This is a genomic window from Afifella sp. YEN Y35 (assembly GCF_047553465.1).
GTDB lineage: Bacteria > Pseudomonadota > Alphaproteobacteria > Rhizobiales > Afifellaceae > Afifella > Afifella aestuarii.
Window position 1 is genome coordinate 1,811,617 of sequence record NZ_CP180203.1, and the last position, 22,938, is coordinate 1,834,554.

The following is a 22,938-nucleotide window of genomic DNA, read 5'->3' on the forward strand; positions in this document are numbered from 1 at the left end:
GCCCTCGTCTCCGACGGAAATGTCGAGATTGCCGCGCACCTCCATCCGGCTGCTCTCGTCCACTCGCTCGAACTTCTCGCCAAGGATACGGGCGGACTGGTTGCGATGAACCAGGTCGGATCGGTTGCGCAGGACGCGTACGTTCATGTCCCGTTGGGCGTGGACGAAGACTTCCTCGAGGTTGTTCTCGTCTTCAAACGACAGTTCGTTGAATCCGGCGCCCTTGTGAGTATTAGACTTAAACACGCTTCGCGTCTTATTCGTCGGCAATTCGTACGGCACCTTCTGCCTCGGGTTCGGCACCAACCCCGTAATCAGGGGGCGGTCGGGGTCGCCGTCGATGTAGGAGACCATCGCCTCCATGCCGATGCGCGGGATGATCTGGCCACCCCAGGTGCCGCCCGCCCAAGACTGCGAGACACGCACCCAGCAGGTGTCGGAGCCATCCTTCTTCGCACGCCGGTCCCAGGGGAACCACAGTTTCACCCGGCCGTACTGGTCGCAATGGATCTCCTCGCCTTCCGGGCCCGCGACGATGCCGACCTGCGCCCCCTCGATGCGCGGGCGCTTCGTCGCGCGGTGCGGCGTCAGCGGAATGCGCGAGGGCATCGCTTCGAATTCGTTGCGGTATTCCGGCTCGTCCTCCGCCGTCTCGTAGGAGCGGTCCACCACCTGGTGCACCGCGCGGATCACCACATGCTCCTCGTAGCGCTTTTCCGGATGGGCCACTTCATAGGGCGCAAACCGCCGCCCGGGCTCCACCACGCGGATGTTGGAGGCCGCCTTGACCCGGTCGTGATCGGCCTCCGACGCCTGCATGCGGAGCTTTTCCATGCGCTCATGCGCGGCCACATCCATGGCGCGGGCCGGATATTCATAAAGCTCGCGTCTGGCATTCTCCGGCAGCTCGACGAGCGAGGGCGTCTCCGCCGAGGGCACCGTGTTCGGCGTCTCGAAATTCCAGTCGGCGCCGGAGCGTTTGCCCGAGACATAGGAATAGCGCCGCCGCCATGCGTCGATGTGGTTGCGGTCGGAGGACCCTTGCGCGATGCGCATCGCCGCCTCGCCTTGAGCCGCGGCCGACGGCTTCGACCAGGCGCTCTGGTGGTCGCCCACCATCAGCAGGATGGCGACTCACGATCTTCAAAAGTGATCAAGAAGATGCCTGAGAGACTGAGCCGCGACGCAGTAACTTTGCGACCGTCAGCGAGCGAGCCGATGCTCGTACCGAATTGCCGCAGTCACGTAAGTCGTCCGGATTAATTTTATCGAATTCCCGATTCACGCCCCCGGGCTCACAAATTATGACTTACGCAGATCAACGAGATATCGTCGAGAAAGCACGACCCGTCCCGTCGAGATCGCTATCCTTCAGGTTCGGATAGAACTCCTTTTTTTCGTACAACTGAATGAATAGGATACCGTGAATACCCTTCACATCCTTTTTTGCAACAGGACGCCCCCAAACAGCCTGCAGAAAATCGAGATTCATTCCTGAATCTTGCAGATCTTCAAGAAAGGCGATGTCCTGCCCATCACCAGGAAAAATTTTATGGAACTCATCCTCAGTAAAACTGAATACGTCGTAGGCGCAATTCAAAGCGCCATCAACGATAAGTACGTTAAACATCAAACACCTCCTCGTGTCCGCCCTCCCGGATAAACATTAATGTAGCCGCCACCCGGTCTTTGCACATCCCAGTGCGGACCGCCATGCGCTGCAGGGCCGGGACCTGTTGGGACCCAGACGTTACCGGATTTATCCGGCCAACCGTAACCTCTCCCGTTCGGGCTTTTAACCTTTTGGCCGTTCCAGTTTTTGGGTGGCTTGAAGCCGTCTTCCTCGGTTGGCTTGCCGGGCGCATCGGCGGCCGGAGGACACTCCCCATCGCACTCTTCGGGCTTTTTGTCGTCCGTCTCCGAATGGCTTTCATTATAAAGCTCGTAGAGTTCGTAGGCATCGTAGGCGAGGAGAGCGCCGCCGATGGCCCACCCAAGCGGGCCGAGCGGAGCGAGGATGGCACGTCCGGCCAGCCGTTTGCCGATAAACGCAGCGCCCTCGCCGATTGCTATGCCGCTCATCGCCGGCTCTCCCGCGATGCCCGAACCATCAGGCTCATCACCGCATCGAGCTTACGGTCCGGCAGTCCAGGCCCGCTCGTGAGATGAGCGCGAATATGCGGATCGTCGGCGAACCTACCCTTGGATCCCCCCATCAGGTAGGTCCACTGCAAGAGACCGCGTTCCGTCATGAGCCCGATCTCCCTCCCCGAGCGTTCATGCTGTTCCGCCCAGCTCATCACCTCGTCATCCGGGACATCATCGAACAGAGACGGAGAGGTTCGGCGCAGCAGCCGAATACGCTTTGAGCGCAACGCCGCCGCGCGACGAAAGCCGATGGCCTCAACCTCGCGCGGGCTCAACTTAAGCGGTCCGCTCGGAGCCGGCAGCAACTCGTCCGACCGTTTCAGGCGCATCGGGCGTTCCGCCCAGTCCGCATCGGCCGCAAAGAGAACCTGGTCGGCGGGACCGAGTATCCGCGCCACATTGGCCGACGAGAGGCTAGGCAACACCTGCGCCATGACATTGGCGTCGGCATGCCGAAAGACGAGCAATTCGTGGGGCGATGCAGGTCGCTCCCGCCCCGCCGCTGTCGACAACGGGTGAGGCTCGTCGCTCTTGCCGCGATCCGTATGGGCTGATCTGGGAAATAGGATCTTGTTGATACCTCTCAGATGCCGATAGAGGCGATCCCCTATGTCGCACTGCCAGAAAACGACGGCGGGACGTTCGGCGAGGAGATCCAGAAGTCGGTCAAGAATCTCCGGATCGACAGAACTGGGATGGCTCGCGTTGTCACGCTCTTTGCTGTTTCTATCCCGGTCGAGCCAGACCAGTTGCGGCGCGGTACGAAGCCGATCGACCGTGCCATCTCCTCGATCGAGATAAAGCGAACGATAGACGAAATCGCCCTCGAACAGCGCGGCCGGAAGGTCATCGAATTGCGCGCCGTCGAGAACGGCGAACAGGCCTGCGCCCGTTTCCAGCAGCGCTGGACGCAGCTGGGTATTGTCTGCCACTTCGCCACCCCCTCACAAAAAAGCTGCGACGACCTCTCACTCGAACGTCAGCCAGGGCACGCCCTGGGTCAGCTGGCCGCCATGCTCGCAGGCATCGCCGAGGCGGCGACGCGCTTGCCTTCGATCGTCGCCACCGACGAACCGCCGGTGATCGCAGCTGTCCTCGGCACACCGGAGCAAAGCGTCTTGTCGCCAATCGTGGCGATCGGCACGCCGCCCACAGTCACAAACGTCTGTTGCGTCGACACAACCGGCCCGCCAACATGCGGCTTCGGCCCCGGATCGATCGCCGGGCGGACATGGGTGCGGCATTTAAGGATTACCGGTATTCCAGACATCGCCTTCCGACCTCCATGGATTCAGAAACGTTCCGCCGCCCTCAAATCTCACGAACGACCCTCATCTGAGGTGTGGAGGCGTCGATGAGGCGGAACGGTCCGGCCTGCGCGGCAATCGCCAAGGCTTCGAGCGCCTTTTTGCGCCCCAGATTTTCAACCACGACCGGCCCGCCGAGCGCCGGATGAAGCTTCAAGGCATAGATCTCGCCATAATCGAGCGAACCAAGTGCTTTCAGCGCTCGTTTGAACATCGGCTTGCCGTCTCGGTCGGGCAGATCATAAGAGGCGTCGCTTATATTTTTTATTGCAATACCTACATTTATATCATCTATATCTGCCCCCTCCGGAGCAGGATCGAACAATTCATCACATATAACACTATGATATAAAACATCAATGTTTATTATTCTATAATCTCTATTCCATACCAATAATTCCCCAAAGGCCGACATTCCGATTACGTAGCTTCTATTCGATTTAAATTCATTATCTTTTGCGAAAATAAATTTTAATATGGATTGATATTTATCAGGATTACAGAATTGAAAAAACCCATCGAGCCATATGCCGAGTCCATGAGCCTCCCAGAACTCGAGCAAGCTATTTGGTAATTTCCCGCGGTACGAGGCTAATTCCTCGGCCGACAGACGTTCACCGCCTTGCGGCACGCCAAACCTCTCCAATGATTTCTCGAAGCTCTTCGTTAGCTCGCTCAAGAGTGGCCTCCATTCAATCAAACACAAAAACGAAACTATAGCTCTCAGCCTATGGGAATGTCGGCTTGTCCAGACCCTTGCCCTGCTCCGATCGTCCCACCATTCTCGTCAGCGCCAGATTTCGATACATCGTCATCCGGTGGACATTCCTCGAGGTTTACATTCATTCTCCTGCCCTGCTTTTTCGCATTTTCCGCGTGCCTCCTCAGTTGCGCGGCTCGTTTACCTTTCCATTGAGGGCCCAACGAACTGTTGATCGACTTGTCTCCCAAACCCGAGATCGATCCGTCACCACCAGCGAACAGATCAAGAGCGTGCGTTGCCGCCAGGCTGGCCATTTCCCGGGCGACATCTGCGGCGGCGAGCTCTTCTGCATTGACCTCCCCTCGGAGCTCATATTGCCGCTCCAATTTTTTAGTTCTATTACGCCGATACTTTTCCCTTACCAACTTTCTATTCGCCGACTCGCTAGCGGGTCGGCCATATTTCTTGTAGCGGTCCATGTTTCGGATGAGCTCATCAGGATTCATATTGTTGATCGTATCCTGCTGCTCTTCGAGTTGTCGCCGGAATTCCTCCGGATCGGCACCCTCAGGCGGATTGAAGCAATCGATATCTCCACAATCGACGCAGGCCTCAGTCGTTTCCTTATCCTTGGTCTGCGTCTCGGCATCGTCGTTGGCCTCTTCCATATAGCTCGCGAGGGCTTCGGCCGCCGCTTTGGCCGCCATGCCACCGACGCGCGAGCCAACCGCCCGGCCAATCCATAGACCGACAGGTCCGAACACGCTGCCGATCGCCCCGCCGAGAACGCCGCCCGCAACCCGGCCGCCGACGCCGGCGATCGTCCCCGTCGTCGTCATGAGGCCGCCGCGGCGCCGAAGCGCAGCGCATCCACCGCGTGGCCGATCAGCGATTTCACCCGCTCGTCGGGATTGCCGCCGCGCACATAGTCGCGCACCTCCGGCATCTCCGCGGCCTTGCCATCCGAGACCACCATCACAGTGGCCCAGCGCGCCCGCCCGCGCTCCGTGCGGATGCCGAGCTCGTCGGCACTGTTCTCGCGCGCCAGCGTCACTCCCCGGACAAAATCGTCATTAACCCCGGAGAAGCGCGAGGTCACTTTTCCGGCCCGTCCGGGTCGGGCTCGTAGAGGGCTTCCAGCGGCAGCGCCATGCCGTAGTCGGCGCAAAGGTCGTTCGCGAGGGCGATCGAGGCAAACTCAAGATAGTAGCTCGCCTTTTCTTCATCGCTGAACGTCAGCGTATAAAAATCGATGAAATCACGAAAGAACGCTCTGTCCGTACTGACACCGAGCGCGACGTCCACATACACCTCATCGTCCAGCACCACCCATTCATAGATGCCAGCGTCCCACTCACTTTTCGCCTGGAGATTGTGCCGTTTGCGTTCCTCGCTGTCCGGGTAGCAATCCCACTCCTTCATGATGGAGCTCATCAACTCGTCGACCGGCTTGGCGCGGCAATAGACAAGCTCGATATATTTTTCCATGCAGAGCCGGTGCATCGCCGCATTTTCCGCGCTGAATGCGATGGAAGGGCGGCGCGCTAGAAGGTGGAAAGCCTCGCTCCAGCCATTGAGCGAGTTCGACCGATCACGACCTTTGACCCCAGCGATCCTATCAAGCCAGCGGACATAGAGCTCCAGCGGCCTACCGATATGGCGATTGTCGGAGATGAAGCGTGCGAACCCCGCCTGCCAATCCTCGGACGTCATCTTGATGCACCAATATGTCTCGCGGTCGAGCCACTGCCGGAGCCCGGTCTGCAGATCCTTGGTGAAGAAGCTGCAGCCCAGCAGATCGCGGTGCTCGAAGAACAGGTCCGTCGACGACATCACGAAGAACATTTTTATGCCTATGCGGCTTTTCCGATCGAAGTCGATCCGCCTCATGACACGAGCCCTCCATCTCCGCTTTGTCGGCCGCTCCCCGGAAACCGGAACTCCGGAAGTTCCGGCGTGGCATTGTTTCTAATCAGATCTTTCAACCCTTGACACGAAGGATGGTCGGGGCCGAGCCACGCGTCGAAGTCACGGTTGTCAAGTCATAATGGCGGACTCAACCCCAGTAACGCCCAATTGATCGAACTCCATCAGGATGATAAACAATCATTCTATTAATGTCCTTGCTTTCTTCATCAGGTATCATAACCCTAACATTCAGTTTTTTTGCCAATTCTTTAACAAACTTTTCAATATTTATTTTATCAAATGCGTTAACATCAAACTTTAATGGAAATGTCTTGCTTTCTGTTTTAAAATACTCTACCCATATTTTCGGTGACGCGTCTTTTAGAATGCGCAATACATCTTCGCTATCCCCGCTACAAAAGTGCTCTTTATCAACGTTAATTATTGATGATATATTATCTATTATAACACCAACCTCTGGGCCTCTCTCGACAAATAAATCAACTCCATGAAGCTTTCCCATGTTATTCACCTATTTATGATGTTGAACATTTTTTCCATAGATCTAGAACACTATCTATCTCCTCCTGAGATATCTTTCCGTTCTTTTTAAGATATTCTGCAAATTCCATTCCTCCTTTGCATCCTTTTTGATTTAACATTTTTAAAAATTTGTGTTGACTTCGGCTGAGGTTCGTAAGTCCAATCCCCGATTGAGGATGCAGCGAGTTTCCATGAAGTCCGTAGGTCCTTCCATTGACGGTCCAGGTTCCAGACATCTTCGGAACCCTGCCTTCTCGGATCATCTGAATATCGGCGCGCACTTGGTCCGCTATCTCGGGGTCCCAGACGGTGTTGTTTTCTTTCGTCGGGTCGTTACCTTTGGTGCGGCATGGGTCATGCCGGCGTTGCGGCGGTTGGCAATCGACACAGGCATCCGCGGCTTCGTCGTCCTTGGTCTGCGTCTCGGCATCGTCGTTGGCCTCTTCCATATAGCTCGCGAGGGCTTCGGCCGCCGCTTTGGCCGCCATGCCACCGACGCGCGAGCCAACCGCCCGGCCAATCCATAGACCGACAGGTCCGAACACGCTGCCGATCGCCCCGCCGAGAACGCCGCCCGCCACCCGGCCGCCGACACCGGCGATCGTCCCCGCCGTCGTCATGAGGCCGCCGCGGCGCCGGAGCGCAGCGCATCCACCGCATGGCCGATCAGCGATTTCACCCGCTCGTCGGGATTGCCGCCGCGCACATAGTCGCGCACCTCCGGCATCTCCGCGGCCTTGCCATCCGAGACCACCATCACAGTGGCCCAGCGCGCCCGCCCGCGCTCCGTGCGGATGCCGAGCTCGTCGGCACTTTTCTCGCTCGCCAGCGTCGCGCCCCAGACGAAGTCGTCGTTCACCCCGGAGAAGTGCGGCGGCACATGACCTTTCAAAAAGCGCGCGATGCGCAGGCGCGAGGCATGCAGCATCGCCACCTTGAGGCGATCCATCTGTTCCGGCTCGAAGCGCAACGGTCCCGGCGGTGCGGGCGGCAGGTCGTCGGCGGCGCCTACGCGTTTGACCCCGCCATAATCCGGCGCGTTGAAGACCACGCGCCGAGCCGGCCCCAAGAAGCGGGAAAACTGGGGGCGCGTCAGGATGGGCAGGACAGGCGCGAGGACATTCGGGTCCCAATGGCGAAACAGCACTCGCTCATAGCCGGCACCGGCCGTTGCCTTGCCTTGATGCGCACTTTCCTCGCGCGGGATCAGAACCTCATTCAGTGTCCGCAAATGCCGCCAAAGACGGTCCTCGCCCGCAGGGCAGAGCCAATAGACCGCGCAGGGCGCCTTGGCGTCGAGGCGCTCCACGTAGGACTGGGTGAGAACGTCCGATGCAGGCACCAGCCAGGGGCCGGCGAGACGGTGGTCAGCGTCGCCTCCCTCCCGAAACAGCGAACGGCATTCGATATCCTCCTCGCCCAGCAGGCCAGGAAGGTCATCGAACTGCCCGCCGTCCAGAACCGCAAATATCGGGGATCCCGCCGCACCGAGGAGGGCTCGGATCGTCCGAGCCGCGTCGCTGCTTCTCGGCAGATCGAGGTTTGGCGTCTCCTCCATCGGTCACATCCTCACGAACGGCGTCGACGAACTCGCCATCTTGCGCAGGCAGGACGACCCTTGGCCTCGGATGGTCGCCCACCATCAGCTTGTGCCGGCCTTCCTCGTGCTCGCTTAGCCTCAGGCGGTGCTCACCTCATTCGAAGGTCAACCAGGGCACGCCCTGGGTGAGTTGGCCACCGTGTTCACAAGCATCGCCGAGGCGGGCGACGCGCTTGCCTTCGATCGTCGCCACCGACGAACCGCCGGTGATCGCCGCCGTCGTCGGCACGCCGGAGCACAGCGCTTTGTCGCCGATCGTGGCGATCGGCACGCCGTCCACGGTCACGAATGTCTGCTGCGTCGACACCACCGGCCCGCCGACATGCGGCTTCGGCCCCGGATCGACCGCCGGGCAGACATGGGCGTGGCCTTTGAGAGTGACCGGTTTACCGGGCATGACGTCAGCCTTGCTCGCCGATCATCCGCAAGATCCGCGGTTGCAGCGTCGCATGGTCCACCAGCCTCATTGGGGCCGCCTGCGCCAGAATTGTCATATGCGTCGTCGCCTCGTAGATGCTCAACCGGCCGGGATCGCGCGGACCGCCGAGGGCCAGGATTGGCCGAAAGCCGTAGATAGAGCCGTAGGGCAGAGGCCCGAGCCTCTTCCGAGCGCGGGCGAACATGCCCTTGCCGTTTTTGTCCATGATATCAGAAGCTGGCTGATCGGCGACTGCCAATCCACTTATCAGTGTCATGCTCGGCTCAATTTCCGGCTTCGGGCGAAAAAATGACCGGCTCGAGACCTGTCCATTCACCAGATCGACATTCACAATCCGATGGGTTTCGTTCCAGGCCAGCAACCGACCAAAGGCGCTGAACCCTAGGACATGCGTCGCTTCGCAGTCGAAATCCGGGTCGCCGTCGAAGATCATCTCGATAACCGAATCGTAGCGTCTAGGATCGCAGAGCTGAAAGAAACCGTCGAAGAATACCCCTAGGCCCACTCGGTCCCAGATTTCCAGCATCGCTTCCGGCAAATGGCCTCTGTAAACATTCTTGATGTCGCTGATTGGTTCTTCAGCTGCGGCATAATTTGCAGCAGAAAATTTTTCGATGAGCTCTTCGAGCCGTTTCCGGCAGACTGACATGTGTATCGCATCCTTCCACTTCTACTTATGAGGTCAGCCCTATATCGTCGGATTGAACGTTTCCCTGCCCACTTGCTCCACCGTCCCCACCTTCAGGTTCGGGCGTATCATCCGGATCTTCTTCCGACTTATCATCGCACATTTTCAGCTTGACGTTCATTTTTTCCCCGCGCTTGTGCGCCTGCTCGGCATGCTTTTTCAGCTGCTCGAGCCGTGTTTCGTCTGCTCCCGGCGCCTTCTTTGACCATTGTGAGCCGATGGATCGATTTACGCCTTTAGACGCAAGTCCGCGGTTGTAGCTCGAAAGATCGCCGGTGCCTCCCGCTGACAGATCAGGCGTGTGGATCACGTCCATCGTTCTTGCCCTGCTTTTCGCTTCCGAAACCGCGTCGGGCTCCGACATGCCGCTTTCCATCAACTCTGCTGCGGTCTCTGAAATCCAGTCATTTCGTGCAGCCGCTCGGCTTGCAGCGTCCGACGCACCACGTCCTGCAGCTTCGTAGCTCTCCATGTTGTTGACGAGTTGATCCGGCGGGATATCGTTGATCGCGTCCTGCTGTTCCTTCAACTGGCGTTCCATTTCCGCGTTGTCTTCTGCCGTCGCCCCCTTCTTCGGTTTGAAGCAGCCTATGTCACCGCAGTCCTCGCAGGGAACGGCAGCTTCGTCGTCCTTGGTCTGCGTCTCGGCATCGTCGTTGGCCTCTTCCATATAGCTCGCGAGGGCTTCGGCCGCGGCTTTGGCCGCCATGCCACCGACGCGCGAGCCGACCGCCCGGCCAATCCATAGACCGACAGGTCCGAACACGCTGCCGATCGCCCCGCCGAGAACGCCGCCCGCCACCCGGCCGCCGACACCGGCGATCGTCCCCGCCGTCGTCATGAGGCCGCCGCGGCGCCGGAGCGCAGCGCATTCACCGCATGGCCGATCAGCGATTTCACCCGCTCATCCGGATTGCCGTCGCGCACATAGTCGCGCACCTCCGGCATCTCCGCGGCCTTGCCATCCGAGACCACCATCACAGTGGCCCAGCGCGCCCGCCCGCGCTCCGTGCGGATGCCGAGCTCGTCGGCACTTTTCTCGCTCGCCAGCGTCGCGCCCCGGACAAAATCGTCATTAACCCCGGAGAAGCGCGAGGTCACTTTTCCGGCCCGTCCGGGTCGGGCTCGTAGAGGGCTTCCAGCGGCAGCGCCATGCCGTAGTCGGCGCAAAGGTCGTTCGCGAGGGCGATCGAGGCGAACTCAAGGTAATAGTTCGCCTTTTCTTCTTCGCTGAACGTCAAAGTATAAAAATCGATGAAATCGCGAAAGAACGCTCTGTCCGTACTCACACCAAGCGCAACGTCGACATAGACCTCGTCGTCCAGCACCACCCATTCATAGATGCCGGCGTCCCACTCGCTCTTTGCTTCGAGGTTGTGCCGTTTCCGCTCCTCGCTGCCTGGGTAGCAATCCCACTCCGGCATGATGGAGCGGATGAACTCATCGACTGGCGCCGCGCGGCGATCAAAAAGCTGGATGTATTTCTCCATGCAGAGCCGGTGCATCGCGGCGTTTTCAGGGCTGAATGCAATAGAAGGGCGGTTGCGCAAAAGGTAGAACGCGCTCTTCCACTCTCCCAAGGAACTAATAAATTGTGGTTTGCGCCCGTCCGAAATCCTGTCTAGCCAGCGGACATAAAGCTCCAGCGACCTGCCGAGATGGCGATTGTCGGAGATGAAACGAGCGAACCCCTCCTGCCAATTCTCGAACGTCATCTTGATGCACCAATAGGTCTCGCGATCGAGCCATTCCCGCAAGCCGGTCTGCAGATCCTTGGTGAAGAAGCTGCAGCCCAGCAGTTCGCGGTGCGCGAAGAACAGGTCCGTCGACGACATCACGAAGAACGGGCGGATCGCGGCGCTGTCCAGTTTGTCATCGCTCAGCTGCCTCATGACACGGGCACCCCGCCTCCGCCTTGACGGCCGCTCCCCGGAAACCGGAACTCCGGAAGTTCCGGCGTGGCGTTATTTCTGATGAGATCTTTCAAACCCTGGCACGAAGGATGATCGGGGCCAAGCCATTCATCGGGCGTCGGGTTGAATTTAGGGTCGAGCATTCTATTCACCGAGCTCATGTTCGACTTTGAATCGGAAAGTTTCGGGCATCCTAGTTTGTTGTACTTGTCCCTCAGTTCTCTTAGCTTCGCTTGTTGGTTTCTGATTTCCGTGGCGTGTGTCTCCCACGGTTTGCTCTCCTTGAGAATGTGCCGCCCGCCTTTCACGACAGAGTCCATCTTCGTCTCACCCGGGCCGTAGGGACCGCAAATCTGCTCGGCGCGGCGCAGCGCCAAACCATGCTTGCCCCGGCCGCCGGGGCCGCGCTTGTTGGCGTACATTTCGTCGTTCATCTGCTTTTCGAGATCGCGGCACTCCTGCTCGCAATCCTTGCAGGGCTGCTCCTGGGCGTCGTCCTTGGTCTGCGTCTCGGCATCGTCGTTGGCCTCTTCCATATAGCTCGCGAGGGCTTCGGCCGCCGCTTTGGCCGCCATGCCACCGACGCGCGAGCCAACCGCCCGGCCAATCCATAGACCGACAGGTCCGAACACGCTGCCGATCGCCCCGCCGAGAACGCCGCCCGCGACCCGGCCGCCAACGCCGGCGATCGTCCCCGTCGTCGTCATGAGGCCGCCGCGGCGCCGGAGCGCAGCGCATCCACCGCATGGCCGATCAGCGATTTCACCCGCTCGTCGGGATTGCCGCCGCGCACATAGTCGCGCACCTCCGGCATCTCCGCGGCCTTGCCATCCGAGACCACCATCACAGTGGCCCAGCGCGCCCGCCCGCGCTCCGTGCGGATGCCGAGCTCGTCGGCACTTTTCTCGCTCGCCAGCGTCGCGCCCCAGACGAAGTCGTCGTTCACCCCGGAGAAGTGCGGCGGCACATGACCTTTCAAAAAGCGCGCAATGCGCAGGCGCGAGGCATGCAGCATCGCCGCCTTGAGGCGATCCATCTGTTCCGGCTCGAAGCGCAACGGTCCCGGCGGTGCGGGCGGCAGGTCGTCGGCGGCGCCAACGCGTTTGACCCCGCCATAATCCGGCGCGTTAAAAACCACGCGCCGAGCCGGCCCCAGGAAGCGGGAAAACTGGGGGCGCGTCAGGATGGGCAGGACGGGCGCGAGGACATTCGGGTCCCAATGGCGAAACAGCACTCGCTCATAGCCGGCACCGGCCGTTGCCTTGCCTTGATGCGCACTTTCCTCGCGCGGGATCAGAACCTCATTCAGTGTCCGCAAATGCCGCCAAAGACGGTCCTCGCCCGCAGGGCAGAGCCAATAGACCGCGCAGGGCGCCTTGGCGTCGAGGCGCTCCACGTAGGACTGGGTGAGAACGTCCGATGCAGGCACCAGCCAGGGGCCGGCGAGACGGTGGTCAGCGTCGCCTCCCTCCCGAAACAGCGAACGGCATTCGATATCCTCCTCGCCCAGCAGGCCAGGAAGGTCATCGAACTGCCCGCCGTCCAGAACCGCGAATATCGGGGATCCCGCCGCACCGAGGAGGGCTCGGATCGTCCGAGCCGCGTCGCTGCTTCTCGGCAGATCGAGGTTTGGCGTCTCCTCCATCGGTCACATCCTCACGAACGGCGTCGACGAACTCGCCATCTTGCGCAGGCAGGACGACCCTTGGCCTGGCCCACCCTTCTTGAAATTGATGGCGTTGCCTTCGATGTCGATCTTCAAGGCGTAGAGTTTGATGCCCTTCTTGTTCAGCTCGATATAGCCGCCGGGTGTCGAGAGATGGATGACGTCGTCGCAGTAGATCTCCCAGATCTTGGTCTCGCCATGGACCTTCTCGCCCGACACCAGGTTGTAGAGCTTGCCGACATCGACGCGGATGGTCTCGCCGACGTTCGTGCGCTGCTCCTTGCCGACATACGTCATCTGCGTCGCGCCGACATTTGTGACCTTGCTCACGCCGATCTGCTCGGCGCGGGCGACGCCGACGGTGTCGGATTTGAAGGCGCCGACGACGGTGTTCATGATGCCGCCGAAGGGGAAGAGGTTCGACGCGTCCTCGCCCATGCCGGCACCAGACCCGGCGAGCGCCGTGCCCGCATCGGCGCGCGGGTTCGGGCCCGAGACGACGCCGTCGCGCGCGCCGAGGCCGCCCATGCCGAGAAAGCCCAGCGCCGAAGAGGCGAGCGTGCCGGCAAAGCCTGTCAGCGCCGCGCCGCCGCCACCGGCGATCGCGCCCGCCTGAGACAGCAGCCCTGCCGTGTGGCCGGCAAGCCCGGCCACCTGCGTCATCAGCCCGGCCGCCATTGCCCCCGTCCCGCCGACCGTCAGGTTCATCGAACCGCCGACCTCGGTCTTCTGGTTCCGCGCCACTTCCAGCGCCCGGTTGCCGCCGATCGAGGCCACCTCATGCGCGTCCACCCGCTTGGTGCGGTTGTTCAGAACCCGTGTCGTCTGATCCTTCTGGGCATGCAGAAACATGTTCTCCGCACCCGTCGCATCCTCGAATGTCAGCTCGTTGAAGCCTTCCGATTTGTGCGAGTTCGAGCGGATGATCGAGCGCGTCTTGTTCGCCGGCAGATCGTAAGGCACGGCCTGCTGCGGGTTCGGCACCAATCCCGTAATCAGCGGGCGGTCGGGGTCGCCGTCGATGTAGGAGACCATCGCCTCCATGCCGATGCGTGGGATGATCTGGCCGCCCCAGGTACCGCCGGCCCAGCTTTGTGAGACGCGCACCCAGCAGGTGTCGGAGCCGTCCTTCTTCGCCCGCCGGTCCCAGGGGAACCACAGTTTGACCCGGCCGTACTGGTCGCAGTGGATCTCCTCGCCTTCCGGGCCCGCGACGATGCCCACCTGCGCCCCCTCGATGCGCGGGCGCTTCGTCGCGCGGTGCGGCGTCAGCGGAATGCGCGAGGGCATCGCTTCGAATTCGTTGCGGTATTCCGGCTCGTCCTCCGCCGTCTCGTAGGAGCGGTCCACCACCTGGTGCACCGCGCGGATCACCACATGCTCCTCGTAGCGCTTTTCCGGATGGGCCACTTCATAGGGCGCAAACCGCCGCCCGGGCTCCACCACGCGGATGTTGGAGGCCGCCTTGACCCGGTCGTGATCGGCCTCCGACGCCTGCATGCGGAGCTTTTCCATGCGCTCATGCGCGGCCACATCCATGGCGCGGGCCGGATATTCATAAAGCTCGCGTCTGGCATTCTCCGGCAGCTCGACGAGCGAGGGCGTCTCCGCCGAGGGCACCGTGTTCGGCGTCTCGAAATTCCAGTCGGCGCCGGAGCGTTTGCCCGAGACATAGGAATAGCGCCGCCGCCATGCGTCGATGTGGTTGCGGTCGGAGGACCCTTGCGCGATGCGCATCGCCGCCTCGCCTTGAGCCGCGGCCGACGGCTTCGACCAGGCGCTCTGGTGGTCGCCCACCATCAGCTTGTGCCGGCCCTCCTCGTGCTCGAACCAGTAGAACAGGCCGTCTTCTTCGAAGCGGCGCAGCACATAGGCGAGGTCCGTCTCGTTCCATTGCACCGAATAATGCTGCGCAGGCGGATTGAGGATCACGCCGGAAAAATCCGGCGCCGTCAGCCCATGCTCGGCAAACAGGAGCTCGGCCACCTCCATCGCCGTCTTGTCGAGAAAAATGCGACAGTCGGAGCGCCGCGACAGAAGCCACATTTCGGGGCGCAGCGTCAGCGTGTAGGAGCGCACGCCGCGGGTGACCATCGGGCCCTCGTCAAGATCGGTGACGAGCGCGTTGAACGGCCGGCGGATCTTGGAATCCTCGCCGCCCCCGCCGCCGAAGCCGCCGCCCTCCTCACCGGCGCCCTGCTGGATCTCCACCAGCACATCGATCCGCCGGCCGATCAGCTCGCCCGGCTCCACCGCCTCGCGCTTGGCCCTGACCACCAGCTCGATGGAGAAGAGCTCGTTCACCCCTTCGACGATCGTCGCGCGCTCCGGCAGAAGCACGTCCTCACCCAAGGGCGAGACCACCTTCAGAACACGCCCCGCCTGAATGAAATCCGAAGCCGAGCCCGTCTCGATCGTATCCGTCAGGTCGTCCATCACTTTCTCCAATTGGCGCGGGCCAGTCGACGTGGGCCAGTTGGCGCAGGCCGTTGCTCGCTGCGCGAGCCAGCCATCAGCCGAGCAAGGCCTCGCGATTGCCGAAGCGACGCAGGAACTCCGGCAACAGGCGCGCCCGCTCCGGGCTCTCGATCACCTCAAAGCGGCGCGTGCGCGTGTTGTAATAGGCGGCCGCGAGCGGCGGCAGGTCGCCGCGTTGGACGAACGGCACCATCGGGTTGCCGTAAAGCACCTTCTCGGGCGCCGGATCGTCGCCGACGAGATCAATGAAGGGGGTGGCGAAGTCGACGAGCTTCTTCTGCATGGCGATGGCCACGACGACGTTCTTCTTGCCCGTATAGGCGCTCAGCACCGAATAGTTGCCGTTCGGACGACTGGTGATCTGCTCGCCGGGCTTCAGCCATTCGGTGACGAATTCACGGATGCCCGGCATGTGATCGAGCCGGCGTCCTTCGAAATAGACGTCCTCGGCTTCGACCATCGTATAGACGTAGCGCATGATCTGCAGATGCAGCGTCCTGGCGACGGTGATGCCGCGCGTCTTGAGGCTGGGACCGGCCATATTGGCCACGCTTTCCGTCGACGTGTATTCGACGATGAGGTGCTGCGCGGTCGGCGACACCTTCTGGATATCATCAAGCGCCATCGCGAATGGCCTCCCTTCGATCAACGGGACATTGCCCACGCGCTGTGCGGCCGCGGGGCAGGTAGCCGGCCGCCAGCCTCATGCCGGCGACCGGAGATCGGTTGAGGCAGACGTTACGCCGCCTTCGTCGTCGCCAGATCGTAGGATGCGATCATCGGCGATTGCGGCGTCTGGTTCTCGTCGTACGGCGTGTACTTCACTTCCATCTTGGTGAAGTTCAGCTTGATCGTCTCCACCGGGCGATCGCCCGAGGAATCGATCGAATAATTCGCGATCAGCGTGTTGGTCAGCGTGTATTCGAGATAGGTGTTTCCGGGATTACCCGTCGTCACCATGTGGATCGTCGCCCGCTTGCCGGTGGACCCGGAGCAGGCCTCCTGGAACAACTTGGTCGCCGAGGAATCGCTCACCTTGGTCAGAACGACTTCCGAAACGGTCGGCTCGGAGGCCTCGCGGTTCGCAGCCGAGCCGGCCGACGTGTTCATGTTGCGCGACACGTTCCAGTGGATCGCCTCGATATCCATCCACTTGCGATGCTGTTCGTGGGTCGCATCGCCCTGGATACCGTCGATTTGGAGATAGATGGGCATGACGTCGTACTCTCCTGTGGTCCTCTTTGACACGAAAAGAAACTGTCAGGACGCGGATGCCTGACGGCGTTTTGCGACGTCCGGCGCGCCCAACTCGGCGTCCGGCATCGCGCGCTTCGACGGCTCGTCTCTCGAACCGGCGAATTCTTCTTCTGGCTCGACATAAACGGGATCGAGGCCGAAGCCCGCGGCGTCGTTATGGCTGACGCTCACGCGACGAATGCGGCGGCCTTCCAGCATCGACTGCAGAAAGAGGCTCGAAATCTGCGGCAGAAGATCCCGGCCGATCATTGCCTCGATCACGCGCGCGCCCATCTCGGAAACGCGTGCGGCCGAAACCAGCCGCTTGCGGGCCGCATCGCTCAGGATGAGATCGGCGCCGTAGCGCTCCTCCACGCGCACGCGGATTTTTTCCAGCTGCAGCGCCACGATCTTGGCAAGTGCCGCCTCATCCAGCGGGAGGTAGGGAAGAATGGTGGTGCGCCCGAGAAATGCCGGCTTGAAGTGCTTCTTCAATTCCCCGGCAATGAGGGCCTCGAGCGCGTCCCCGGTCGGCATGGTGTCCGGATCGTCAGCCAATTGAGCGAGAAGCTCCGCACCGCTGTTTGCGGTCATCAGGATGGTCGTGTGCTTGAAGTCGACATCCCGGCCTTCGCCGTCGCGAAGCACGCCCTTGTCGAAGACCTGGAAAAAGATGTCCTGAACGCCCGGATGGGCCTTGTCGATCTCGTCGAGGAGAAGAACTCCGTAAGGCCGCCGCCGCACCGCCTCGGTCAACACGCCGCCTTCGCCATATCCGACATAGCCGGGAGGCGAGCCGAGCAGCATCGAGACCTTATGCTCCTCCTTGAACTCCGACATGTTGATGGTGGTCATGTGCTGCGGGCCGCCGTAGAGAAGATCGGCCAGAGCCAGCGCCGTCTCGGTCTTGCCGGTGCCGGACAGACCGACGAGGAGGAACACTGCAGGCGGGCGGCGCGGATCCGACAATCCGGCACGGGCAGAGCGCATTGAGGCTGCGATCCGGTCGAGAGCCGGATCCTGGCCGATGATGCGTTCCTTCAGCCGCTCGTCCAGCGACCTGACCGTGGCGATTTCATCGGCCAAAAGCTTGCCGACAGGAATACCCGTCCAGCGCGCGACGACGGCGGCGACGGTCTCGCCGTCGACGACACGCGGCACCAACGGATCGGCCCCGGCCTCTTCCTTGATCCGCCGCTCGGCATCGGCGAGCGCAGCCTGGAGCGCATCGCGATCCTGCTCGCCGTCTAAAGGCAAGGCCACGACTGCGTCGTCGTTCCGCGCTGCAAGCCGAGGTGGGGCGTCGTCCTCCGAACCGCTCTCCCTGCCCGGCTCGGAACGCACGAGCAACGCCTCGATCCGGTCGGCATCGTCAGCGAGTCGACGTTGGGTCTCATAGCGTCGCTCAACCTCGGCAATGGTCTCTTCAAGCTCGCTCTGCCGCGCCAGAATGGCGGCAAGCCGCTCGCTCGCTTCGGTGTTCGCCGGCTCGCGCGAAAGCCACCGATGTTCGGCCTCGAGACGCTGTTTCTCAGCTTCTGCGGTGCGGATCGGATCCGGCGGACCATGACGTCCGAGCGCAACGCTCGCGGCCGCCGTGTCGATGAGGCTGATCGCCTTGTCCGGCAATTGCCGGTCGGGGATGTAGCGCGCAGACAACGAGACGGCGGCGGCCAGTGCGCTATGGCGGATGACCACCCCATGGTGCGCTTCGAAACGATCGGCGATGCCGCGGAGCATAGCGACGGCGCGGCCTTCGTCTGGCTCATCCACCTTGACGGCCTGAAAGCGGCGGGTCAGAGCCGCATCCTTTTCGATATAGCGCTTGTATTCGGAGAAGGTGGTCGCTGCGAGCGTGCGCAACTCGCCGCGCGCCAGCGCAGGTTTCAACAGGTTGGCCGCATCGCCTTGGCCAGCCTGGGCGCCCGCCCCCATCAGCATATGCGCTTCGTCGATGAACAGAATGATCGGCTCGGGGCTCGCCTTCACGGCATCGATCACACCGCGCAGCCGCCGCTCGAACTCACCTTTGATCCCGGCACCGGCCTGCAGGAGGCCGAGATCGAGAGACAAGAGACGGACGTCGGCCAGCTGTTCGGGTAGCGCACCGGAGACGATCTCGAGCGCCAGCGCTTCCGCGATCGCCGTCTTGCCGACACCCGCCTCGCCGACAAGAATCGGGTTGTTCTGACGCCGCCGCATCAAGACGTCGACCACCTGCCGCAGCTCGCGCTCGCGGCCGATCACCGGGTCGATCCGCCCTTCGCGGGCCGCCCCCGTCAGATCCTGAGTGTACAGAGCCAGAAAATCGTCGCCCGTCCCGGCTCTCGCCGCCAATGGCAGGGCGCGCGCTTCCTCCTGATCGCCTCTTGCCGCCAGAAGTTCAGCGTCCAGCGCCTCGCTCGACAGCGCCCTCAAGGACGGCGCGGCTCCTCGCAGAATCGCCCGCAACGTCGGCTCATCCAGGAGTGCCGCGAGCAAATCACCCGACGCGATACGCGATCGACCATATTGCAAATTGGCGAGCGTAAAAGCTTCCCGCGCCCAAAGGATGAGGTTCGGCGAAAGCGTCAGCGATTGTCCGTCGCCTCGTGGCAAATCGTCGAGGGCGGACGTCAGTTCGCGGCGCGCCGATTCAACTGAAACGCGATTACGATCAAGCAGTTCCTGCACTTCCCGCTCATCGAGCAGGGCGGAAAGCCAGTGAGGGATGTCCACGGTCACGTTAGATGATCCGGCCGCGATTACAGCAGCTCTCTCCAGAGATGCCCGGCAACCCGAATCTAACTTCTCTATAATTTTATCTATGCTGATCCGCGACATGGATAAATCACTCGCCCACCAGTCAGGCCGCTATCATCGCGGGCAGCCCATTTCAAGAATATGGCAGAATTAAAAAACTCCAAGATATTTTTTTTGTGAAGTCCGTCTTTACTGACGAGATATTGGCGATAAAACAATCTTTCCTGAGCTTCTGTGCAGCGACGTTTTCGCCGCTTGGGAGCCCATGTGTCGGAAGGGTCGCTCTTTGACGGCCTCCTCGATTAGGTTGCGCTGTAATCCGAGGTTGCATCGTGCGTTTGGACATTCCTGCCATCACGGCCACGTTCGATTCGCGAACGCCATGCGGTGGGAATCCACGCAGATCGCCGGACACGCGAGAGCTCTATTACCGGATCAAGGACAGCCGGAACGCCGCTCGCAGCGAAGAACGCTCGATCGCGCCCAGCGAGCCCATCCGGCTATCTCAAAAATGGCGCGAGGTTCATGACCTCGCCAACGACATCCTGATCAACCGCGCGAAGGATCTCGAAATCCTCGCCTGGCTCGCCGAAGCTCAACTGCGTCTGGAAGGCTTCGCGGGGCTGCGCGACGTCTTCACGGCGATGACAGCGCTCGTCACAGACCATTGGGATGATCTGCACTCGGTCGGTGATGGCGAATTGGAGGACAAGGTGGCTCCACTGGCCGGCTTGAACGGCATCGGTGGCGAGGGCACCCTGATTCAGCCTGTCCGCCTCACCCCTCTCGTTCCAGGAGCACATTTCGGCGAGCACAGCCTATGGGATTACCAGCTGTCGCAACGCGACGACAGCGCCGACCGGAAGGAAGCGCTGGACGAAGCGGTCAGCGAAGCCGGAACCGGCGCGATGGCCACCCGCCATCGAGAAGCGACGGAATGCCTTGCCGCATTCAACCAATTGGTGGCGGTCGTCGATGAGCGGTGCGGCGCCGGTGCTCCGCCCAGTTCCAACACGCGCACTGTCCTCGCCGAGGCAGCCGCTGCCATTCGTGTCCTCGCCAACCTCCAAGACGATCCCGCAGCCGCGTCCGATGAAACCGGCGCGCGCCCCTTTTCAAAGGCAAACGAAGAAATCTCGCCGAGCACGTCCGGCAATGGTGCGGATCAAACCGATGGCGCTGTCGAGCTGTCGGCGCCCAGGATTGGATCTCTGGTCATTGGATCACGCGATGAGGCGTTTGAGGCGTTGGGGCTGATCGCCCGGTATTTCCGCAGGAGCGAACCCCACTCGCCCATTGCGGCGTCGATCGAAACGCTGGTGCGCCGTGGGCGGATGGATTTCGTCGATCTGCTCGGCGAGCTTCTGCCCGATCCAGCAACTCGCAAGCAGGTGCTTACGGCTGCCGGCATCCAGCCGCCCAAAGCAGGGGCTGAAAACGGCGAGGCCGCATCGTGACCATGGCCAGCACGTCGTCGCGACGTCCATCAATCTCTTGAAGGAGCGAACCAATGGAAAGCGTTCACCAGAAACTGGAAAGGGTCCGCAAGCCGAGAGTCCACATCAAATACGAGGTGGAAACCGAAGGCGCGATGGTGGTCAAGGAGCTGCCTTTCGTCGTGGGTGTCCTCGGGGACTTTTCCGGCGATCCGACCGAACCTCTGAAGCCGTTCGGCGAGCGCAAGTTCGTGCAGATCGATCGCGACAATTTCGACGAGGTGATGCGGCGCATGACGCCCGGCCTCAACCTCTCCGTCGAGAACACGTTGGCGGACGACGGCACCGACATGCAGGTGTCGCTGCGCTTCGATAGTCTTTCCGACTTCGAGCCAGGCGCAGTCGTCAATCAAGTGCCTGCACTGAAGGCTCTGCTCGATGCCCGCAATGAATTGCGCGACCTGATGAGCAAAGCCGATCGCTCCGAAGACCTGGAGCGTCTTCTGGAAGACGTTCTGCAGAACAAGGGCGACCTCGACAAGCTTGTCGGCGAATTGTCCAATAGTCGACGGGCCGAGGCGAGCAGCAGTGAGCCAGAATAAGTCGAGGGAGACCTGACATGAGCCAGGAAACGCAACTGGAGCCGAAGGCTGAGGTCGCGGTCGAGGAGGAAAATCTTCTTGCCAAAGTCGTCTCCGCCACCCGGCAGACGACGCCCGACCGTGCGGAAAACCTCTTGCGCACCCTGACAGATCAGGCGCTCAAGGGAACGGTCGTCTACGATCGCAACCTCACCGTCACCCTGAACAAGGCGATCGCCGAGATCGACCGCGTCATTTCGCGTCAGCTCGCCGCCATCATGCACACGCCGGAGTTCAGCAAGCTCGAGGGGACGTGGCGTGGCCTCCACTATTTGGTCAAGAATTCCGAGACCAGCGCCAATCTCAAAATCCGCGTCCTCAACGCGACCAAACGGGATCTGACGCGCGATCTCGACAAGGCCGTGGAATTCGATCAGTCGCTGCTTTTCAAGTCGATCTACGAAGACGAGTTCGGCACGCCCGGCGGCGAGCCCATGGGTGCACTCGTCGGCGACTACGAGTTCGACAATTCATTCGAGGACGTACAGCTCCTACAGGGCATCTCGGCAATCTCGGCCGCCTCGTTCGCGCCTTTCATCGGAGGCGCCAGCCCAAAAATGATGGGCTTCAACGATTTCCGGGAGCTGGCTCGTCCGCGAGACCTCGAAAAGATCTTCGAGACCGTGGAATACACGAAATGGCGCTCCTTCCGCGAAAGTGACGATTCTCGCTTTGTGGCACTCGCCATGCCTCGGGTTCTCGCCCGAATGCCTTACAGTCCTGAGACCGTGCGCATCGACGAATTCGCGTTCGACGAGACGGATGGCGCGAAGGGCGCAGAACTTCCACACGACCATTATTGTTGGATGAACGCCGCTTATGTCATGGGCACGCGGCTCACGGACGCCTTTGCAAGAAGCGGCTGGTGCACAGCGATCCGCGGCGCGGAGAACGGCGGCAAGGTAGAAAACTTGCCGACCCACGTCTTCGCCAGCGACGACGGCGACATGGATTTGAAGTGCCCGACAGAGGTCGGGATCACCGACCGCCGCGAAGCCGAACTCGGCAAGCTCGGTTTCCTGCCGCTGTCGCACTACAAGAACACGGACTATGCGGTCTTTTTCGGCGCACAGACGGCCCATAAGCCGAAGATCTACGACCTGCCCAGTGCCACGGCCAATGCAGCGATTTCGGCACGCCTTCCCTACATGATGGCGACGTCGCGCTTTGCCCATTACCTGAAGGTGATGGGTCGGGACAAAATCGGTTCTTTCATGGAGGCCGACGACGTCGAAAACTGGCTCAACCGTTGGATCTCGAATTATGTGAACGCCAACGAGGAAGCCGGCGAAGAATCGCGCGCGAGCTATCCCCTGCGCGAGGCGAGGGTCGAGGTTCGCGAGGTGCCGGGGCGGCCTGGCTCCTACAATGCGATCGCTCATCTTCGACCCTGGCTCCAGCTCGAAGAGCTGACGACGTCTTTGCGCATGGTCGCGCGTATTCCATCGAAAGGTTAGCGGCTCAATTTGGACCGGCAGCCTTGGCGCCGG

Annotated in this window: 25 protein-coding genes and 1 pseudogene; 3 read left to right on the forward strand and 23 right to left on the reverse strand. The window is 61.2% G+C overall.

What is annotated here, in order from left to right; all coding sequences use genetic code 11:
- The 23 genes and pseudogenes from tssI to tssH all read right to left on the reverse strand — a co-directional run.
- Nucleotides 1–1,122: pseudogene (tssI, locus tag ACK8CP_RS08565) on the reverse strand (type VI secretion system tip protein TssI/VgrG); the annotation flags it as partial.
- A gap of 196 nt (nucleotides 1,123–1,318) precedes the next feature.
- Complete coding sequence (locus ACK8CP_RS08570) at nucleotides 1,319–1,630, reverse strand: hypothetical protein (RefSeq protein ID WP_414833989.1); 312 nt, start codon at nucleotides 1,628–1,630, stop codon at nucleotides 1,319–1,321.
- Nucleotides 1,630–2,082 (reverse strand): polymorphic toxin type 37 domain-containing protein, encoded by a 453-nt coding sequence (locus ACK8CP_RS08575; protein WP_414833990.1) that lies wholly within the window; start codon nucleotides 2,080–2,082, stop codon nucleotides 1,630–1,632. Before ACK8CP_RS08575 ends, ACK8CP_RS08570 begins: the two co-directional genes overlap by 1 nt.
- Entirely contained in the window at nucleotides 2,079–3,080 is a 1,002-nt protein-coding gene (locus tag ACK8CP_RS08580) for a hypothetical protein (RefSeq protein WP_414834317.1), read from the reverse strand. The genes ACK8CP_RS08575 and ACK8CP_RS08580 overlap by 4 nt, the downstream gene beginning before the upstream one ends.
- A 68-nt stretch (nucleotides 3,081–3,148) precedes the next feature.
- Nucleotides 3,149–3,418, reverse strand: coding sequence for a PAAR domain-containing protein (locus ACK8CP_RS08585; RefSeq protein ID WP_414833991.1), 270 nt, complete (start codon nucleotides 3,416–3,418; stop codon nucleotides 3,149–3,151).
- 41 nt (nucleotides 3,419–3,459) lie between these two features.
- On the reverse strand, nucleotides 3,460–4,134 hold the full coding sequence (locus ACK8CP_RS08590) for a GAD-like domain-containing protein (RefSeq protein WP_414833992.1): 675 nt from the start codon (nucleotides 4,132–4,134) through the stop codon (nucleotides 3,460–3,462).
- A 44-nt stretch (nucleotides 4,135–4,178) separates the two neighbouring features.
- A complete protein-coding gene (locus ACK8CP_RS08595) occupies nucleotides 4,179–4,997 on the reverse strand; it encodes a polymorphic toxin type 15 domain-containing protein (protein ID WP_414833993.1) in 819 nt (272 codons plus the stop codon).
- Nucleotides 4,994–5,257: a hypothetical protein gene (locus tag ACK8CP_RS08600; protein ID WP_414833994.1), complete on the reverse strand. Its 264-nt coding sequence runs from the start codon at nucleotides 5,255–5,257 to the stop codon at nucleotides 4,994–4,996. The genes ACK8CP_RS08595 and ACK8CP_RS08600 overlap by 4 nt, the downstream gene beginning before the upstream one ends.
- Entirely contained in the window at nucleotides 5,254–6,048 is a 795-nt protein-coding gene (locus tag ACK8CP_RS08605; RefSeq protein ID WP_414833995.1) for a hypothetical protein, read from the reverse strand. The genes ACK8CP_RS08600 and ACK8CP_RS08605 overlap by 4 nt, the downstream gene beginning before the upstream one ends.
- A 166-nt stretch (nucleotides 6,049–6,214) precedes the next feature.
- Complete coding sequence (locus ACK8CP_RS08610; RefSeq protein WP_414833996.1) at nucleotides 6,215–6,589, reverse strand: hypothetical protein; 375 nt, start codon at nucleotides 6,587–6,589, stop codon at nucleotides 6,215–6,217.
- A gap of 13 nt (nucleotides 6,590–6,602) precedes the next feature.
- Nucleotides 6,603–7,229: a hypothetical protein gene (locus ACK8CP_RS08615; RefSeq protein ID WP_414833997.1), complete on the reverse strand. Its 627-nt coding sequence runs from the start codon at nucleotides 7,227–7,229 to the stop codon at nucleotides 6,603–6,605.
- The gene (locus ACK8CP_RS08620; RefSeq protein ID WP_414833998.1) at nucleotides 7,226–8,167 is read right to left on the reverse strand and encodes a DUF4123 domain-containing protein; all 942 of its coding nucleotides are present in this window, start codon (nucleotides 8,165–8,167) and stop codon (nucleotides 7,226–7,228) included. Before ACK8CP_RS08620 ends, ACK8CP_RS08615 begins: the two co-directional genes overlap by 4 nt.
- A gap of 136 nt (nucleotides 8,168–8,303) precedes the next feature.
- Nucleotides 8,304–8,606 (reverse strand): PAAR domain-containing protein, encoded by a 303-nt coding sequence (locus tag ACK8CP_RS08625; protein ID WP_414833999.1) that lies wholly within the window; start codon nucleotides 8,604–8,606, stop codon nucleotides 8,304–8,306.
- 4 nt (nucleotides 8,607–8,610) lie between these two features.
- Nucleotides 8,611–9,297: a GAD-like domain-containing protein gene (locus ACK8CP_RS08630; protein ID WP_414834000.1), complete on the reverse strand. Its 687-nt coding sequence runs from the start codon at nucleotides 9,295–9,297 to the stop codon at nucleotides 8,611–8,613.
- Between the two features lie 25 nt (nucleotides 9,298–9,322).
- The gene (locus tag ACK8CP_RS08635) at nucleotides 9,323–10,177 is read right to left on the reverse strand and encodes a polymorphic toxin type 15 domain-containing protein (protein WP_414834001.1); all 855 of its coding nucleotides are present in this window, start codon (nucleotides 10,175–10,177) and stop codon (nucleotides 9,323–9,325) included.
- A complete protein-coding gene (locus tag ACK8CP_RS08640; protein WP_414834002.1) occupies nucleotides 10,174–10,437 on the reverse strand; it encodes a hypothetical protein in 264 nt (87 codons plus the stop codon). Before ACK8CP_RS08640 ends, ACK8CP_RS08635 begins: the two co-directional genes overlap by 4 nt.
- Nucleotides 10,434–11,228, reverse strand: a complete 795-nt coding sequence (locus ACK8CP_RS08645) for a hypothetical protein (RefSeq protein ID WP_414834003.1) — start codon at nucleotides 11,226–11,228, stop codon at nucleotides 10,434–10,436. Before ACK8CP_RS08645 ends, ACK8CP_RS08640 begins: the two co-directional genes overlap by 4 nt.
- Entirely contained in the window at nucleotides 11,225–11,956 is a 732-nt protein-coding gene (locus ACK8CP_RS08650; protein WP_414834004.1) for a hypothetical protein, read from the reverse strand. Before ACK8CP_RS08650 ends, ACK8CP_RS08645 begins: the two co-directional genes overlap by 4 nt.
- Entirely contained in the window at nucleotides 11,953–12,894 is a 942-nt protein-coding gene (locus ACK8CP_RS08655; protein ID WP_414834005.1) for a DUF4123 domain-containing protein, read from the reverse strand. The genes ACK8CP_RS08650 and ACK8CP_RS08655 overlap by 4 nt, the downstream gene beginning before the upstream one ends.
- Nucleotides 12,895–12,897: 3 nt before the next feature.
- Nucleotides 12,898–15,351 (reverse strand): type VI secretion system Vgr family protein, encoded by a 2,454-nt coding sequence (locus tag ACK8CP_RS08660; protein WP_414834006.1) that lies wholly within the window; start codon nucleotides 15,349–15,351, stop codon nucleotides 12,898–12,900.
- Nucleotides 15,352–15,427: 76 nt separating this feature from the next.
- Nucleotides 15,428–16,018 (reverse strand): hypothetical protein, encoded by a 591-nt coding sequence (locus tag ACK8CP_RS08665; RefSeq protein ID WP_234630856.1) that lies wholly within the window; start codon nucleotides 16,016–16,018, stop codon nucleotides 15,428–15,430.
- Nucleotides 16,019–16,131: 113 nt separating this feature from the next.
- Nucleotides 16,132–16,608: an Hcp family type VI secretion system effector gene (locus ACK8CP_RS08670; protein WP_092809956.1), complete on the reverse strand. Its 477-nt coding sequence runs from the start codon at nucleotides 16,606–16,608 to the stop codon at nucleotides 16,132–16,134.
- Nucleotides 16,609–16,653: 45 nt separating this feature from the next.
- Nucleotides 16,654–19,452 (reverse strand): type VI secretion system ATPase TssH, encoded by a 2,799-nt coding sequence (gene tssH, locus ACK8CP_RS08675; RefSeq protein ID WP_414834007.1) that lies wholly within the window; start codon nucleotides 19,450–19,452, stop codon nucleotides 16,654–16,656.
- A gap of 257 nt (nucleotides 19,453–19,709) precedes the next feature.
- Between tssH and tssA the strand changes: the two genes are divergently transcribed.
- The 3 genes from tssA to tssC are packed head-to-tail and all read left to right on the forward strand — an operon-like array spanning nucleotide 19,710 to nucleotide 22,905.
- Nucleotides 19,710–20,828, forward strand: coding sequence for a type VI secretion system protein TssA (gene tssA, locus ACK8CP_RS08680; RefSeq protein WP_414834222.1), 1,119 nt, complete (start codon nucleotides 19,710–19,712; stop codon nucleotides 20,826–20,828).
- Between the two features lie 53 nt (nucleotides 20,829–20,881).
- Complete coding sequence (tssB, locus tag ACK8CP_RS08685; RefSeq protein ID WP_414834008.1) at nucleotides 20,882–21,409, forward strand: type VI secretion system contractile sheath small subunit; 528 nt, start codon at nucleotides 20,882–20,884, stop codon at nucleotides 21,407–21,409.
- A 17-nt stretch (nucleotides 21,410–21,426) separates the two neighbouring features.
- A complete protein-coding gene (tssC, locus tag ACK8CP_RS08690; RefSeq protein ID WP_128293171.1) occupies nucleotides 21,427–22,905 on the forward strand; it encodes a type VI secretion system contractile sheath large subunit in 1,479 nt (492 codons plus the stop codon).
- Nucleotides 22,906–22,938 lie beyond the last annotated feature (33 nt).